Raw genomic sequence first — 16,808 nt, forward strand, 5'->3', positions numbered from 1 at the left:
GCCGCAGCACCCCCTATCGTCGCACCCCCAGCCGCGCCATTTTTTCGCTGAGGGTGCGTCGGGGAACCTGAAGGGCGTCGACGACTGCGGAGATGGAGTCACCGTGGCGGGCCAATTCGGCTTCGATGACGTGGCGTTCATAGGCCGCGACGCGTTCGGCTAGGCTGGCTGTGCTTGAAGCGGGCCTGTTGCGCGGTCCCAGTATGGCGTCGAGGGATCGCCCGGTGCTGCCAAGGCCAAGGGCAAAACGGTCGGCGGCGGCCTTGAGTTCGCGGACATTACCCGGCCAGGCATGCATCAGCAGCGCATTGACATCGGCCGGGTGCAGGACGGGTACCGGCTTGTCGAACCGCTTGCTCGCCGCGCCCAGGAAATGATGGAACAGCAGCACGCAATCGTCGCCTCGGTCGCGCAGGGGTGGCAGGGCCAGGGTGGCCATGTTGAGCCGATAGTAGAGATCAGCCCGGAACCGCCCCGCCTCGCTTTCGGTGATCAGGTCGACCTTTGATGCGGCAATGATGCGGACATCGAGCTGGATCTGCCGGTTGGAGCCGACCCGCTCGACCTGCCGCTCCTGGATCACCCGCAAGACCTTGGCCTGGGCCAGCAGCGGCATGGACTCGATTTCATCGAGCAGCAGGGTACCGCCATTGGCGAATTCGAACTTGCCGATCCGCGCGCCCTTGGCGCCGGTAAAGGCTCCGGCCTCGTGGCCGAATAGTTCGCTCTCGATCAACTCGGCCGGGATCGCCGCGCAATTGAGCGCAACGAACGGGCCGCTGGCGCGCGGCGAGAAATCATGGAGACACCGCGCCACGACTTCCTTGCCGGTGCCGGTTTCGCCCTGCAGGATCACATCGGCTGGAATGGGCGCCAGTTCGCGCACCGCGCGGCGCAGGTCCACCATTACCGGCGAGGTGCCGACCAGTCGCGTCGCCAGTTCGATTTCCCCGCCATCCAGCCGTCGGCGCAATTCGGCGATTTCGCGCTTCAGTCGGCTCTGCTCGCCGGCGCGGTGCAGCGCCTTGACCAATTGATCGGGCACATAGGGCTTCTGCAGGAAGTCGAACGCCCCATCGCGCATCGCCTCGACGGCCATGGGCACATCGCCATGGCCAGTGATGAGGATGACTTCGGTTGCGGTCGCGCGCTCGCGAATGGCGCGCAGCAGATCGAGCCCACTGATCCCGGGCATGCGCACATCGCTCAGCACCACCATGGGATGCACGTCATCGAGCAGGGCCAGGCCCTCGCGGGCGTCACTGGCGACATAGGTTGCAAAGCCCGACAGGCGCAGCCATTGCTCGAGTGCGACGCGGACCATTTCCTCGTCCTCGACAATCAACACGGACGGTTCGCTCACGCGCGCACCTCATTGATATTAGCTGCCGCCACGACAAGTGGCAGGCGAATGGTGAAGATCGACCCCCGCCCGGGGCGACTGACCACCGCGATCGTGCCACCGATATCGCGGACCAGCCCATAGGAAATGGCCAGACCCAGCCCGAGGCCGCGACCGGCTTGCTTGGTGGTGTAGAAGGGATCGAAGATATTGGGGATGTCGGCGGGGGCGATGCCCTCGCCAGTGTCGCTGACGCTGATATCGACCCGCGATCCCTGCGCGACGACCGCGATGGAGAGCAAACGAATCGGTGTGTGTTCCATGGCATCGGCGGCATTGGACAACAGGTTGATCAGCACCTGTTCCAGATGCACTGGATTGGCCGGCACGATCAGTGCGCCGCGATGGCGCGCATAGTGCACGTCAACGCCGAACCGCTTGAGCTTGTGGTCGACCATATCGAGCCCATTGCTGATTGCCGGGCTGAGATCGCAGCTCATCTCTACCTGGGTCTGCTTGCGGGAGAAATCGCGCAAATGCCCGGTGAGCGAGGAGATACGGTCGAGCACTTTGTCCATGGTGAGCAGAATGCCGCCGATCTCGCGGTCATTGCGCTGTGCCGCCAGAAGTTTGGCGCTGGCGATATGGGTGGACAGCGCCGCCACGGGCTGGCTCACCTCGTGCGCGACCCCGGCCAGCGCCTGGCCAAGACTGGCAAGCTTGGCCGCCTGCACCAGGCTGGTCTGGGCATCGCGACTGTCACTTTCGGCACGCACCCGCTCGGCAATCTCGGCCCGCAACTGCTCATTGGTGGTGTGCAGATCCTCCGTGCGCTCGGCCACCCGCTGTTCCAGCCGCTCATGCTCGGCCAGTCGCTGCGCCAGGATGCGCCGGCGCTGGACCAGCAATACAACGATCAGCACCAAGGCGGCGCAACCCAGAGCGGCAGCCGCTGCCGCGGTCCAGGCATCGCGAAACAGCGGTCCCATCGGTGTGAACGAGGCAATGCGCCAGCCATGCGTCGGCAGCCGCAGTTCCGAATAGAGAAAATAGCCATCGGTCTCGGGATCGCCACTATGCAGGAATGCCATTTCCGCACCACGCGACGGCCAGAAATCGCGAACGATCCCCTCATTGCGGATGCCGTTATCGCCATAACGCTGCTGGCTGGCAGTATGCGCGACAAGGGTGGAGTCGATCTCGAGCAGTGGCCGGTAGCGCCAGTCGGGGCGGGTGGAGAGGATCACCACATTGTTGACATCGACAATGCCGATCAACTCGCCCGATCGCCACCAATTGGCTTCGATCTCGCCGAGATTGATCTTGGCCACGGCAACACCAAGCGGCCCATCGGGGCCTTCGATACGCTGGGACAGAAAATAGCCGGGCACGCTGGTGGCAATGCCGAACGCGTAGTATTTGGTCGAGCCTTCCGCCATCGCTTCGGCGAAATATGGGCGGAACGAGAAGTCCTGGCCGACCAGGCTATCCAGCGTCCACCAATTGCTGGCGGCGGCGACACTGCCCCGGCTGTCCATCACGAACAGCTCGTCGGCACCCGCCGTTTCATTCAGTTTGGATAAAAAGCCATTGGCGCTGGTGCGGACTGCAGGGGCGTCCGGCCGCTCCAGGACCCCCTGGGATTCATCGGCTTGCGCGATGGTGGCGGGCAGATAGTGGAACCGCTCGATCATCGCCTCGAGCGTGCGGTCAAACAGCGCCAATCGCCGGTCCGCTTGTTCGGAGCTTCCCGCGATGGCACTGGCCAAGGTGAGTTCAAACGCTGCCCAGCCCGTCGCCAGGACCAATGCCAGAGCCGCCAAGGTGCAAATCACGTTCCGCGCCCGGAAACGTTCGGCGCGGGGCGTCTGACTGGCCATTCTCATCAATGCCTTATCAGTATTGGGCAAGAACTTGCCGAGTTTCGCCGGTGGCATGCGCAATTTCTTGCCGACTTGCTAGCACAGCTTGCGCTGCATGCATACCAGCCTTGCGTTTTTCGCTTGGCATGACTTTTGCAATGCCTGAGCCGTGCCTTGGGAGGACTTGAGCGCACAATCTGGGAGGATGAACATGAAGACCAATGCAATCAAATTCGCCGCAGCGGCGCTGCTGGCCGGCCTGGCCATGTCCGGCACGGCTTTCGGGCAGGACTACCCGACCAAGCCAGTGACGGTTGTGGTGCCGTTCTCGGCCGGCGGACCGACCGATACCGTGGCGCGCCTTATCGCTGAAGTGATGAGTAAGGACCTGGGCCAGCAGGTGGTCGTGCAGAATGTCGGCGGCGCTGGTGGCACCCTGGGGGCGGGTCAGGTCGCGACCGCTGCCGATGATGGCTACACGCTGTTGCTGCACCACATTGGGATGTCGACGGCGCCGAGCCTCTACCGCAGCCTGCCCTATGATCCGCAGACCGATTTCGCGACCATCGGACTGATCACCTCCGTGCCCATGACCCTGGTGGCGCGCAAGGACTTTGAGCCCGATACCCTGGACGAGCTTATCGCCTTCGTGAAAGCCAATGGCGAGGACATCACCTATGCCCATGCCGGCATTGGTTCGGCGAGCCAGCTTTGCGGCATGCTGTTCATGGAGGCGCTGGGCACCCAGATGACGACCGTGCCGTATCAGGGCTCGGGACCAGCCATGACCGATATCATCGGCGGCCAGATCGATCTGCTTTGCGACCAGACGACCAACACCACCAGCCAAATCCAGGCCGGAGAAGTGAAGGCCTATGCCGTGACGACGCCCGAGCGTCTGGGCAACCTGCCGGATCTGCCAACCACTGCCGAGGCTGGCCTGCCCGGCTTGCAGGTGGGTGTGTGGCATGGGCTCTACGCGCCCGTCGGCACCACCCCGGAGATCATTGCCCGACTGGGGAGCTCGCTGCAGGCCGCGCTGGCTGATCCGACGGTGATCGAACGCTTCGCCGAACTGGGCACCGTGCCGGTCAGCGCCGCCGAGGCGACCCCGGCAGCCCTGACCGAGATGCTGACAAGCCAGACTGCCCAGTGGAAGGGCATCATCGACGCCGCCGGCATCTACGCCGAATAGCCTTTGGCCTAGAAAGACTGCCTTCGGCCCCTTGAGGGCCGGAGGCTCCACGTCCAGGGGAGCGGCAAATGGCCATCAATGCATCAACCAAAGACCTCGTTTCGGGCGGCCTGTTCGTCGCAGCGGGGTCATATTTCGCGCTCGAAGCGCTGAACTACGATACCGGCACGCCATTTCGCATGGGGCCCGGCTTCATGCCGCTGCTGCTGGGCGGCGTTCTTGTGCTGCTCGGGCTCGCCGTCGCCGCGACCGGGATCGGTAAACCCGACAAGGAGGAGCAACTGGCACCGTCGTGGCGGGCCATCGTGCTGATCCTGGGGGCGGTCGCCTTCTTTGGTGCCACCATTCGCGGCCTGGGCTTCGTTCCCGTCGTGCTGATCACCGCTTTTGCCTCGGCCATGGCCAGCCGTCTCAATGCGCCACTGTTCTCTGCACTGTTGGCTGTGGGGCTGACGGTGCTGTGTACGCTGATCTTCAAAATCGGCCTTGGAATTGGGGTGCCGCTCGTCGGCCCCTGGCTCGGGCAATAGGGGCGCGCCATGGACATCATTGCTTCGCTCGGCCTGGGCTTTTCGGTCGCGCTTGACCCGATCAACATTTTCTACTGCTTCATCGGCGTATTGCTCGGCACGCTGGTCGGCGTGTTGCCCGGCATCGGGCCGACGGCCACTATTGCCATGCTGCTGCCGATCACCTTCTCGCTGTCGCCTACGGCAGCGCTGATCATGCTGGCCGGCATCTATTACGGCGCGCAGTATGGGGGGTCCACCACCGCCATCCTCATCAACCTGCCAGGCGAAAGCTCGTCTGCAGTCACCGCCATCGACGGTTACCAGATGGCCAGGAAGGGCAGGGCGGGCGCCGCACTGGCGACCGCCGCTCTGGGGTCGTTCTTTGCCGGCACCGTCGCAACGCTGCTCCTCGCCTTTTTCGCGCCGCCGCTGGCGCGAGCGGCTCTTAATTTTGGCGCGCCCGAATACTTTGCGCTGATTGTTCTGGGCCTTCTGGTCTCGATCGCCCTGGCGCATGGCTCCCTGCTCAAGGCGCTCGGCATGATCGTGCTGGGGCTGCTGCTCGGCATGGTGGGGCAGGATATCTATACCGGCCAGCCGCGCTTCACCTTCGGTGTGCGCGAGCTCTATTCCGGACTCAATTTTGTCTCCGTGGCGGTTGGTGTGTTCGGCGTCGCCGAGATCCTGCGTAATCTCGAAAGCGAAAAGGGCCGCGACGTGATGGTCAAGACCGTCACCGGGCTCTGGCTTAGCAAGGCTGATTTCAGGCGGATCATCGCCCCGGTCATTCGCGGTACCGCGCTGGGGTCGCTGCTCGGGGTGCTGCCGGGCGGCGGCCATATCCTCTCCTCGTTCGCTTCCTATTCGACGGAAAAACGCATCTCCAAGCATCCCGAGGAATTCGGTCATGGGGCCATCGAGGGTGTGGCGGGGCCGGAGTCAGCCAACAATGCTGCGGCGCAGACCTCGTTCATACCCTTGCTGACACTGGGTATCCCGGCCCATCCGGTGATGGCGCTGATGGTGGGCGCATTCATCCTCCAGGGCATTACCCCCGGCCCCAATGTCATCAACGACCAGCCGGCGCTGTTCTGGGGCATCATCGCCTCGATGTGGATCGGCAACGTGCTGCTGGTGCTGCTCAACCTGCCGCTGATCGGGCTGTGGGTTAAAATGCTCTCGATCCCCTATCGGGCGCTGTTCCCGGCCATCGTGCTGTTCGCCTGCATCGGCTGCTTCTCGATCAACCAGAATGTCTACGACATCTATGCCATCGGATTTTTCGGCATCGTCGGCTATGTGCTGATCCGCTTCGGCTGCGAGCCGGCGCCGCTTTTGCTGGGCTTCGTGCTCGGTCCGCTGCTCGAAGAACATCTCCGCCGCGCCATGATCATTTCGCGCGGCGACCCGATGATCTTCCTCGAACGGCCGATCTCGGCAACGCTCCTGGGTCTGGCAGTCCTGGCCGTTGTCATCGCCGCCCTGCCGAAGTTCCGCAAAAAGCGCAATGAGGTGTTCGTCGAAGAAGACTAGGTGAATCCTTCGTCAATCTCTGATTTACCCCCGGCGCGATAGGACAGGTTTGCTGCTAGAGGAGCAGCAAACCTAAGCCGGGAGTCGCCTCGAGTGCAGCGCAAAATTGGTGATCGCGTCCAGGGACGTTGGACCGAAATCCTGTCGGCGCTCGGCATTCCCGCGGCGGCACTCACGGGAAAACATGTGCCTTGCCCGGTATGCGGCGGCAAGGACCGGTTCCGCTTCGATGACAAGGACGGCCGGGGGACATGGTTTTGCGCCCAGCAGCACGGCACGGACTCATCCAATCCCAGCGGTAGCGCCGGCAATGGCTTCCGCCTGCTGATGGACCTGAATGCCTGTGATTTTTCCAAGGCGGCGCGATTGGTCGAAAGCGTTATCGGCGCCAAGGCCGCGCCGGTCGATCGCCTCGCCGAGCTTGAGCACAGGCATGATCAGGCCGAGACCCTGGCCGCTGTCTGGGCGATGTGGCGGTCTGCCCGGCCGATTGTGGCGGGCGATCTGGCGGACCAATATCTGCGCAAGCGGCTGGGCGCCTATGTGCCCTCAAGGGCGCTGCGCTTCCACCCTGCCGTGAGCCGCAATGGCCAGCCCTGCGCCGTAATGCTCGCCGCTTTCGTCGATGTTCACGGTAATCTGGCCGGCCTGCAACGGACCTTTTTGACGCAACACGGCGACAAGGCGCCCGGACATGCGCCGCGGCTGACCATGGGTAGCCTGCCCGCCGGTGGCGCTGTGCGGCTTGCCCGGCACGACAAGGTGCTCGGCATTGCCGAGGGCGTTGAAACGGCATTGGCGGCAGCGGCCCTTCATGGCGTGCCGTGCTGGTCTGCGCTCAATGCTGGTCGACTTGAAGCCTGGGAGCCGCCCGCTGGCGTAACCAAGGTGCTCATCTTTGGCGATAACGACACCAACAATGTCGGGCAGTCTGCGGCCTCGGCCCTGGCGCAGCGGTTGTCGGGCCTGGTTGACACGCAGGTCATGATCCCGCCACTGCAGGAAACCGACTGGAACGACGTGCATTTGTCCATGCTCAGTCGCCTTTCGGCATAGCCCTGAACGGGCCCCTCTCGACAACCGCGCAGGTGATCGGTTGCAACGGCGCCAAAGCACCTGGCGCTGATCCCTCCCAGCATCAAAATAGATTGTGATGCATCTGCGTCGGTTTTCGTTATTATCGAAAGCCTTAGGTCACAGTTCCAAAATTAATACTGCGGTGAACTTTGATTTTACAACCTCGAAGGTGAGCCCTAGACAGGATTGAGGTGAACGGCACAATCGCTGTTCAATGCTCGGGCGCAGTGGGGCCGTATGCGACACGATCCGTTTCAGTCAGATCGCTTAGGTCAAAATGGCCAGGCGTCGGCTGCGGAAGCCGATCTCGAAGTGTCTTTTCGCGCCTCGATGCGGCAACTTGCAGGTGCCGTTTCCGTCGTGAGCGTGGGAGAGGGTGCCCACCGCACCGGTTTCACTGCTACCTCGGTGACGTCACTTTCCATTGATCCACCGTCCCTTTTGGTCAGCCTTAATCGCAACTCTGCCAGCTGGCCCATCGTTCAGCGTTATCGCCGCTTCACCGTCAATATCCTGTCATCGGCCCATCGGCAGATCGCCGAAACCTTTGCCGGTCGGCGTGGCCTGAGGGGCGCAGAGCGATATGCCGACGCGCGCTGGCAACAGCACGGACAAGCACCAGCTCTGATCGACGCCCTGGCAGTCATTGAATGCGATCTGGATGAGGCAATCGAGCGGCACTCGCACGCGATCCTGATCGGGCGGGTCTTGAGTGTCAGCCACCGTACAGGCGTTGACCCGCTCGTCTATTGGCAGGGCGATTATAGGCGGCTGGATACCGATGCAGACGACCAGTAGAACTCAATCGCCCACCGGTCAGATCGGCGCTTCGTCCTGGGATGTTCGGATAGAAGTGTTTATCTCGGCGGTTCAGGGCGTTGCGGACACTTAAGGCTAATGCCCAAAATGACGTCCAAGCAATGATGCTGCCTCAACTGCGTGCGCCCGCCGCGAGATTCCACAATGACTGACATAACGAATGCACTTGGCCGCATAATGCGCGGCGATGGCCTGTTTGCCCGCGCGCTACGTGGTTCGGCATGGACCGGGTCAGGCCATATCGCAGCGCAGATCATTCGGCTTGCCTCGAACCTGGTTCTGACCCGGCTGTTATACCCGGAGGCCTTCGGGCTCATGTCACTGGTAACGGTGCTCATGATCGGCGTCACCATGTTGTCCGATGTCGGGATTGGGGTGTCGGTCGTACAGAACAAGCGCGGCGATGAGCGTGATTTTCTTGATACCGCCTGGACCATTCAGGTGCTGCGCGGGGCTTTGCTCTGGCTGCTGCTTTGCGCGCTCGCCTGGCCCCTGGCGCAGGTCTATTCCGAACCTGCTCTGATTTATTTTCTGCCGGTTGCGGGCCTCTCGGTACTGATCGCCGGATTCAACCCAATGCGGCTGGAAACGGCTGGGCGTCACTTATTACTTGGTCGGGTAACCGCGCTCGATCTGATCAGTCAGGTCAGCGGTACTTTGATTACGATCCTGCTGGCCTGGCTGACCGGATCGGTCTGGGCGCTGGTCCTTGGCCAGGTCATCGGCGCAATCATCAAGCTGACGCTGGCCTATCTGATGATCCCAGGCGAGCCCAGTCGCTTCCATATCGAGCCGACATCGGCGCGCGAGATCGTTCAATTCGGCAAATGGATCATTCCCAGCACTGCGTTCGGCTTCATGCTGGCCCAAGGTGATCGTGTCATTCTGGGTATCTATCTGACGCTCGAGATGCTGGGTGTCTACAATATCGGTCAGTTCCTGGCAGCCGCACCCGTGGTGCTGGCGAGCGCCATCACCGGCCGCGTCCTCATTCCGGTCTATCGCGAATTCGCCAATAGGCGCGATGCCGGAACCGCCCGCAAGATGCGGCTTCTACGATTTTTTCTGACCGGCAGCGTCATGGCGATGGTGCTCGTGTTGGCCTTCGTCAGTACGCCGCTTGTGCGGTTTCTCTATGATCCGCGCTATGCCGATGCGGCCGTCATCATTGTCCTGGTCGCGGTATCCAGTCTGCCCCGGGTGCTTGGACTGACCTATGATCAGGGTGCGCTCGCGGCCGGCGACTCCCGTCGCTACTTCCTGGTCACCGCCTTTCGCGGAATTGTGCAAGTTAGCGCCTTTGTCATTGGCGCAGAGCTGGCCGGCATCGTCGGTGCCTTGGTTGCGCAGGGGGCTGCGTCGATCATCGGGCACTTTTCGCTGATCTGGCTGGCGCGCAAGCACCAGGTCTGGGACCTGCAGCACGACCTTATCTTCGGAGCGCTCGCTGCTATCTTTGGGGCGCTGGCAATATACACGAACTGGGATCTGCTTCACAGTTTCGTGGTGAGCCAGGCCGCGATTGCTCACTGATTTGGCCTGACCCGGCGGTATCGACTGCGTCCGGCGTAACTGACACCGTCCTCAATTTACCAGAGCTCTGCTTTGCTTGGCTTTCCCGCGCAGGGGAAGTCGATAGATCACGTTTGCTCGTGTTGCGATTAACGGTATTGCACGGTGAAGTGCATGGGGTATTAATTATGTGTTAAAGGTTGGCCAATTCCCTGGCGAGACGAAGATGGCAAAGTCAAATGGTGGTGCCGTATTCTTGCAGTCTGACACGTTGTCAGTAGATCGCGAACTGCGCTTTAACCGCAGCGCGATTGCGTACGCTGTTGCCGGCGTTGATGCCATTATTATTATATCTGCTGCTGTTGTCTCCGGGCTGGTTTACCACTATTTCGCATTTGAATATATCGACCAGCCGATGAAGTATGTGGCTATAGGGCTTGTTGCGTCGGCTGCATTCGTGTTGTTCATGATGGCGGGTGGGCATTACAATTCCTCTTCTATTTTCTCCTTCAGGAAGCAGCTTCTCTATATATCGATAAGCGCTTTTTCTCTTGTTGCCTTCATGGCGATCATCGTTTTTCTGCTTGGGGCGTCCGACGAATTCTCTAGAGGAACGCTGCTTATATTTTGGGGCGTGGCATTTCTAGGCACGGTTGTTAGTCGAATTTTCTGGGCGCGCAATATTCGCGTGGCAACGTCGAGGGGCATTGTCGGAAAGCGCAAGATATTGCTCGTCGGCGGGACCGGCGCGTCAAAGGATGATTTCCGCGAGGAGATGGCGGCCATTGGCGTCGAGCCGACGCATGTACTGCAACTGGCGGAAGATGAGCTGCAGGATGGCTGGTTTGCCCGGATCGGCCCCGTGGTCACGCAGAATGTGAGCGAGATCTATGTACTGGCAGAAGGCATGGCGCCGCGCAGCATTGAGGCGCTGCTGCTGGAACTGCGCGACTTGCCTTTGCCGGTCAAGCTGATCCTCGATCCGTTTGCCACCAAGATCGCGGTTTTGCCATCGCAGAGCTTTGGTGATCGTTTGGCCATCGAGTTGCAGCGCGCGCCGCTCACGTTCGTGGAATACAGTATCAAGCGCGCCTTCGACATTGTTGTTGCGCTGCTTGCGCTTATGGCGTTTGCGCCCTTGATGATCCTCGTGGCGATCGCGATCAAAATCGATAGCCCGGGCCCTGTGATCTTCCGGCAGCGTCGGCGGGGGTTCAATAATGTGCCGTTCGATATCCTCAAATTCCGCAGTATGTCGGTGATGGAGGATGGCAAAGGTGTCACCCAGGCGGTTCGCAATGACTGCCGCATTACGCGGGTTGGTGCGTTTATCCGCTCCACCAGCATCGATGAACTGCCACAGTTCCTGAACGTGCTACTGGGACACATGTCGATTGTGGGGCCTCGCCCGCATGCGATCTCGCAGGATGATCAATACGATCAGCTTATCGCCAAATACGCGTTCCGCCGGCACGTGAAGCCGGGCATTACCGGGTGGGCGCAAATCAACGGCCATCGCGGTGAGACCCCAACGGTGTCGAGCATGGAACGCCGTCTCGAGCATGACCTTTGGTACATGCACCATTGGTCCGTCTGGCTCGATACCAAGATTGTCGCCCAGACATTCGCGTCGATGTTTGATCGAAGATCTGCCTTTTGAGCGGCGCTCCCCTGTAGGCGATCCCGGCCTCGGCAGGGCAACTTCAGGCGGCGATGTATGTCAGCGCCAGAATATGGCCAGCCTCAATCCGGAAGCGCCCGCCGAGAGGCGGCAGCGCGCTGTTGGCCACGACGGCGTCGAAACGCCCCGCCGTGGCATCGAGCACCAGTTCCACGTCGAGAAACTCAAGCATGGTGTGGGTGAGTGGATACTGCGCCTTGTAGACGCTTTCCTTGATCGAGAAGATGGTCTTGGCCAGCAGGCCTGCATTCGCGGCATTCGCCAGGTAACGCTGCTCGGCTGCTGTGCAGATGTTCTCCACAAGTTCGGCCTCAAGCGGGCAGGCGGGCTCGATATCGACGCCAAGCGACCTGATGGCGCCAGGGCAACGCGCCACCACCGCAATGGCAAGGTCCTCGCAATGGGAAATGCTGCCGACAAAGCCATCCGGCCAGATCGGCGCGCGGTCGGGCCCGCTGGGAATGGCCATGGCGGGTTGACCCAATCGGAATAGTGCATGGCGGGCGCAGGCCCGGCCCGCGATGAATTCGGCGCGGCGACGCGGCACCGCCCTGGCGATGGCCGCACGCTCCTCGGGGAACAGTGTGTCCCCGACCGTTTCGGGAATGCGGCGGGCCGAAGCCGCCCCGTCCGGAACGAGCTCTGCCAGCGCCTTTTCTATGGCTGGTGCATCACTCACCTACCGCGACCGGCGGTCCATGGCTGCCCGCCGCGCTGCGGCGCGTTGTGCGGCGCCGGATAGGCGTTCATCGGGTTTTCCGGCATCGGCAATCCGCAGCGCCAGAGCCGCCACCGTAGGGTATCGGAACAGGTCGGTGATCGCCAGATCCGGTGCCAAGCTGGCCTTCAACTCGCGATGCACGTGCACCGCCAGAAGGGAATGACCACCGAGGGCGAAGAAATTGTCGTTGAGGCCAATTTCGGGCAGGCCCAGGGCCCGCTGGAACGCTGCCGCAATGGTGCGTTGGGCGTCGTTGTCGAGCGGGGCCCTCTCCTCTGTCGGAGCAGCAGTTGTGACGGCCACCGGCGCCGGCAGGCGCTTGCGATCCACTTTCATGTTCGGCGTCAGCGGGAATGATTTGAGCACCATGAAATGCGATGGCACCATGTAGCTCGGCAGGGCGTTGGCGAGGTGGGCGCGCAGTGCAACCTCGTCCAGCTCTCCCGCCGTCAACCGCACATAGCCCACCAGCCGGACGTCCGCCGGGTTGTCTGCCTGGGCGACCACCACCGCTTCGCGTATGCCGGGGAAACTGCCGATCGCGGACTCGATCTCGCCCAGCTCGATGCGGTAGCCGCGCACCTTCACCTGGAAGTCGGTGCGTCCCAGGAACATGATGTCACCGCTGCCAGGATCGATGCTCACCAGGTCGCCCGTCCGGTACATCCGGCCGGCCGCGAACGGATTGGCCTGGAACCGGCTCTCGGTCAGATCGGGGCGCTGATAATACCCCCGGGCAACGCCGTCGCCGGCGATATAGAGTTCGCCCGGCATCCCGGCCGGAACCGGCCGCTGGTTGGCGTCGAGCACATAGAGCTGCGTATTGGCAATCGGCGTGCCGATGGGAACCACGCCGTCGGTATCGTCCACTGTGATGGTCGACGACCAGATTGTGGTCTCGGTCGGACCATACATGTTTTCGATGCTGGCGGCCGTGCTGGCGCGCAGGTCCTTGACCAGGCGCCCATGCAGCGCTTCGCCGCCGATGAACAGATGCTGCACCGCGCCCAGAGCCTGCCTGTCGGCTTCCTCCGACAGAAACAGCATGGCCATGGATGGCGTGCACTGCAGATGGGTGACCCCGTGCCGGGCGATCTCGGCCGCCAGTCCGGTCGGTGCCTCATCGGCGTCTTCCTGCTGGCGCGTCCGCGCTACCAGGTCCGACAGCGGCACCAGGCTTTCCAGTACGGTCCTGGTGGGAACACCGAAATCGATCAGGCAGGCGACTTCGTCAACGCCAATGGCCGTCACTTCGGCGATCCGGCGCAGGCCGTCCTCGACGGTACCGAACAGGCCGCTGTCCTCGAAATAGCGCTGGAAGGCGAAGTCCAGAATACCGTCCATTTCCGCCTCATCGAGCGAGCGCAGGTCGATATCCATGGGCTGCTGCAGCCCGGCCGGCTTTTTGAAGGCGGGGAAAGCCCAGGCATATTGCTTGATCAGCGCGGTGGCGCTGCGCAGGTAGTCCTTCATCGGCTCACGCGCCAGTTCGCGCACGGCTTCGCGGTCGTCACCCAGCAGGGTGTGCAGCATCAGGGTGACCTTGTAGTCGGCGGGATTTCGGCCCAGTTCGGTCAGCGTGTCGCGATACAGCTTGATCTTGCCGGCCAGCTCTTCGACTGATTGGCCCAACAGGTGCGTCAGGACGTTGGCGCCCTGGCGAGCTGCCTCGCGGTAGGTCTCGGGATTGCCCGCCGTCGTCACCCAGATCGGCAATTCCTTCTGGATCGGCCGCGGCTGGGTCACCACATTGATCTCGGTATCGCCCATCTTGAAGGGGACGGACTCGCCGCGCCAGAGGCGGCGGACCGTATCGATATCGTTGACCAAAGCTGCCTTGTTGTTCGGCGGGGCATTCTCTGGGCGCAGCACAAAGTCTTCCGGCATCCAGCCAGAAGCGAAGGCCAGGGCCACCCGGCCATTGCTGATATTGTCGATAACGGCCCATTCCTCGGCCACGCGCGCCGGATGGTGCAGCGGCAATACGCAACTGCCTGCGCGGATCGACAGATTCTTGGTCACCGCGGCAACCGCCGCCCCGGTCACTGCCGGATTGGGGTAGGGACCGCCAAAAGCGCCGAAATGCCGCTCCGGGGTCCAGACGGACGTAAAGCCATTGCGGTCGGCTATCTTGGAGCCTTCCAGCAGCAACTCGTACTTGGCCGGGCCGACGCCATCGTCATTGCCCCAATAGAACAGGCCGAATTCGATCGGGCGGGCCAGCTTGGTGCGGTTTTGTGCGGCAAGGGCCGAGGCGCGCGCATGCAGCACGACCTTGAAGCCACGCGTCAGCGTCCAGCACAGTTCCAGCACGGAGATGTCGAAGGACAGGCTCGTCACCGCCAGCCAGACATTGTCGCCAGCCGGGTCGACGGGCAGGCGCTGGTCCATGCCGGCGAAGAAATTGACCACATTGCCATGCTCGACCATGACCCCCTTCGGGCGCCCGGTAGAGCCGGAGGTGTAGATCACATAGGCAAGGTTGCTCGGGGTGACAGGGGCCGCCGGTCGCTCGCATTCGGGGCCGGCTAGCACGTCCTCGATGGCGATCAGGCGATCCGGCGCAACGGCGAGCGCGCCAGCTCCCGACATGTCGGTGACCACCGCAACAGCCCGGCTATCCTCAACCATATAGGCAATGCGATCGGCCGGAAAATCCGGATCAAGCGGGACATAGGCTCCGCCTGCCTTGTGGACGCCGAGCACGGCCACCACCATCTCGACCGAACGGGCCAGATGAATGCCCACCAGGCTGTCGGGCCCGACACCCCGGGCGATGAGCGCGTGCGCCAGCTTGTTCGCAGCACTGTCCAGCTGGCGATAGGTCAGTGCGGTCTTGCCATACACCACGGCGATGGCATCCGGCGTCCGGTCTACTTGACGTTCGATGAGCTGATGCACGCAAACATTGCGCTCATAGTCTAGCGCGGTGTCGTTGCGACCATAGAGCAGGTCGTGCAGCTCATTGGCCGACATGATCGGCATCTGCATGAGGGGCTGGTCGGCGCCGACAAGGGCTTCCGCAAAGACCCCAAGCCACTCGACAAGGCGGGCGGCGTTGAGCTGCGACAACCGCTGGCTGTCAAAGACCAAGGTGATGTCCTGGCCTTCCGGCGCAAAAGCGAAAGTCGCCGCGCAACCGGCGATCAGCTCGGGTTGGCCGCTTGTTTCCAGTATGCCCAGCGACAGTCGTGGCCGCACCAGGCCAGGGCGCCGGGCGAAGATATCGGCAAGATAAGGTCCGTCAGCGCGCAGCTTGTCCACGCTCGCCGCGATGCCATCGAGGACAGCATGCGTGCTGGCAGTCGCCTCGCTCTTGATGTTGAGGGGGACGCTGGCGGAAAAATAGCCAGGGAAGCGCTGGCCGAGCTCGCGCATGCCATCATTGGCATAGGCGAGCGAGAATGCCGGCTGCGCCGCGAGGCGCGCCAGAAATGCCGATATGACAGCGCTGGTGCGGCCATTGGTCGGCAAGGTCACCTTGAGCTGGGATGGTGCCGCCGCGCCATCAGCCGCATTGATCAGCGCCAGGTCGATATCGATGGCGTCGCTGAGCCGCCGCCTCTGGCGGGGCTCTGAGGCTACGAGCGGTGCCGCGGCTTCGGTCAGCGCCTGACGCGTCCCGTCATCCAGGCCGATCCGCATGCCGGCAAAAACGCTTTGGGCAAGCGGGCCGGCGGCATCGCCCTCAGTGCGCAGGCCGATGCTGCCATCGCCCGTGGCCACGAACACCACATCGTCGGCAACGCGAATGACGCTGCCCGGCTGGGCATAAGCGGGCTGATCAATGATCTCGACGCCGGTAACGCCAAAAACGCGGCCCCCGGCAAACACTTTGGGTGTGACCAGCGGATTGGCATAGCCATCACCAAAGCTCAGCGCCCGCACCAGCCGCGACAACTCTTCCCCGGGGCTGTTGAAATCAAGCGTCCCGAGCGCGTCGGGGCGCTGGTCACGGGCATAATACTGGCGGGTGGAAAAGTCCTGTGCGCTGGGTGCCAGGCTGCCGGTTTCAATGCCATCGAGCACCTCGCCGAAGCTGGCCATCCCGGCTTCGAAGCACTTGGCATTGAGGGTCAGTACGGTCTCGTCCGCTGCGATCTCGAAGGCCTTCTGAACCAGAATATCGCCGGTGTCGACTTCCCCCGAAATGATGTGCCAGGTCACCCCGTGCATGTCGGCATTTTCGATCAGCGCCCAGCTGGGCGTGTTGAGGCCGGCATAGCGCGGGAGCAGGCCGTCGTGGAAATTGATGGCGCCTGTACGGGGCAGGGCAAGCAGGGCGTCGGGCAGAATGCGCAGATTGGCAATACTGAACAACCAGTCGAACGGGGTGGCGCCGAGTCTTTCGACGAGATCACCCGTCCAGCCGGTGGCGGCAATGCCGCGGCTCTCGGCCCATTCGATGATTGGGGCTGTATCCGAAACCACGCCGACGATTTCGTGACCGCGCTCAAGCAATATTTCGGCGCACTGAACCAGAAGAGATTCATTGCCGACCAACACTACCGCGCTCTTGTTCATCACATTCCGCCCCGCAAAACTGCCCGGCAC

General features: G+C 62.4%; 11 protein-coding genes. 7 read left to right on the forward strand and 4 right to left on the reverse strand.

The window, feature by feature from the left end:
* Positions 1-13 precede the first annotated feature (13 nt).
* Both BUA69_RS02640 and BUA69_RS02645 read right to left on the reverse strand, forming a co-directional pair.
* A complete protein-coding gene (locus BUA69_RS02640) occupies positions 14-1,363 on the reverse strand; it encodes a sigma-54-dependent transcriptional regulator (protein ID WP_201777475.1) in 1,350 nt (449 codons plus the stop codon).
* A complete protein-coding gene (locus tag BUA69_RS02645; protein ID WP_052950702.1) occupies positions 1,360-3,222 on the reverse strand; it encodes an ATP-binding protein in 1,863 nt (620 codons plus the stop codon). Before BUA69_RS02645 ends, BUA69_RS02640 begins: the two co-directional genes overlap by 4 nt.
* Before the next feature lie 193 nt (positions 3,223-3,415).
* On the opposite strand from BUA69_RS02645, the gene BUA69_RS02650 reads away from it, so the two are divergent.
* The 7 genes from BUA69_RS02650 (at position 3,416) to BUA69_RS02680 (ending at position 11,512) form a co-directional block, all read left to right on the forward strand.
* Positions 3,416-4,399 carry a tripartite tricarboxylate transporter substrate-binding protein gene (locus BUA69_RS02650; protein ID WP_046136413.1) on the forward strand — a complete coding sequence of 328 codons (984 nt, stop codon included), beginning with the start codon at positions 3,416-3,418 and terminating at the stop codon, positions 4,397-4,399.
* Positions 4,400-4,467: 68 nt separating this feature from the next.
* The gene (locus BUA69_RS02655; RefSeq protein ID WP_046136412.1) at positions 4,468-4,929 is read left to right on the forward strand and encodes a tripartite tricarboxylate transporter TctB family protein; all 462 of its coding nucleotides are present in this window, start codon (positions 4,468-4,470) and stop codon (positions 4,927-4,929) included.
* A gap of 9 nt (positions 4,930-4,938) precedes the next feature.
* Positions 4,939-6,444 (forward strand): tripartite tricarboxylate transporter permease, encoded by a 1,506-nt coding sequence (locus BUA69_RS02660; RefSeq protein ID WP_046136411.1) that lies wholly within the window; start codon positions 4,939-4,941, stop codon positions 6,442-6,444.
* A gap of 93 nt (positions 6,445-6,537) precedes the next feature.
* Positions 6,538-7,500: a DUF7146 domain-containing protein gene (locus BUA69_RS02665; protein WP_052950701.1), complete on the forward strand. Its 963-nt coding sequence runs from the start codon at positions 6,538-6,540 to the stop codon at positions 7,498-7,500.
* 351 nt (positions 7,501-7,851) lie between these two features.
* The gene (locus BUA69_RS02670; protein WP_046136483.1) at positions 7,852-8,319 is read left to right on the forward strand and encodes a flavin reductase family protein; all 468 of its coding nucleotides are present in this window, start codon (positions 7,852-7,854) and stop codon (positions 8,317-8,319) included.
* Between the two features lie 165 nt (positions 8,320-8,484).
* The gene (locus BUA69_RS02675) at positions 8,485-9,873 is read left to right on the forward strand and encodes an oligosaccharide flippase family protein (RefSeq protein WP_046136410.1); all 1,389 of its coding nucleotides are present in this window, start codon (positions 8,485-8,487) and stop codon (positions 9,871-9,873) included.
* A 205-nt stretch (positions 9,874-10,078) separates the two neighbouring features.
* Entirely contained in the window at positions 10,079-11,512 is a 1,434-nt protein-coding gene (locus BUA69_RS02680) for an undecaprenyl-phosphate glucose phosphotransferase (protein ID WP_046136409.1), read from the forward strand.
* A 43-nt stretch (positions 11,513-11,555) separates the two neighbouring features.
* On the opposite strand, the gene BUA69_RS02685 is transcribed toward BUA69_RS02680, so the two are convergent.
* Together BUA69_RS02685 and BUA69_RS02690 are read right to left on the reverse strand one after the other, a co-directional pair.
* Entirely contained in the window at positions 11,556-12,212 is a 657-nt protein-coding gene (locus BUA69_RS02685; protein WP_052950698.1) for a 4'-phosphopantetheinyl transferase family protein, read from the reverse strand.
* Positions 12,213-16,778, reverse strand: a complete 4,566-nt coding sequence (locus BUA69_RS02690; protein ID WP_046136408.1) for a MupA/Atu3671 family FMN-dependent luciferase-like monooxygenase — start codon at positions 16,776-16,778, stop codon at positions 12,213-12,215. It abuts the gene before it with no gap.
* Positions 16,779-16,808: the final 30 nt, after the last annotated feature.

The sequence above is a fragment of the Devosia limi DSM 17137 genome, assembly GCF_900128975.1.
Classification (GTDB): domain Bacteria; phylum Pseudomonadota; class Alphaproteobacteria; order Rhizobiales; family Devosiaceae; genus Devosia; species Devosia limi.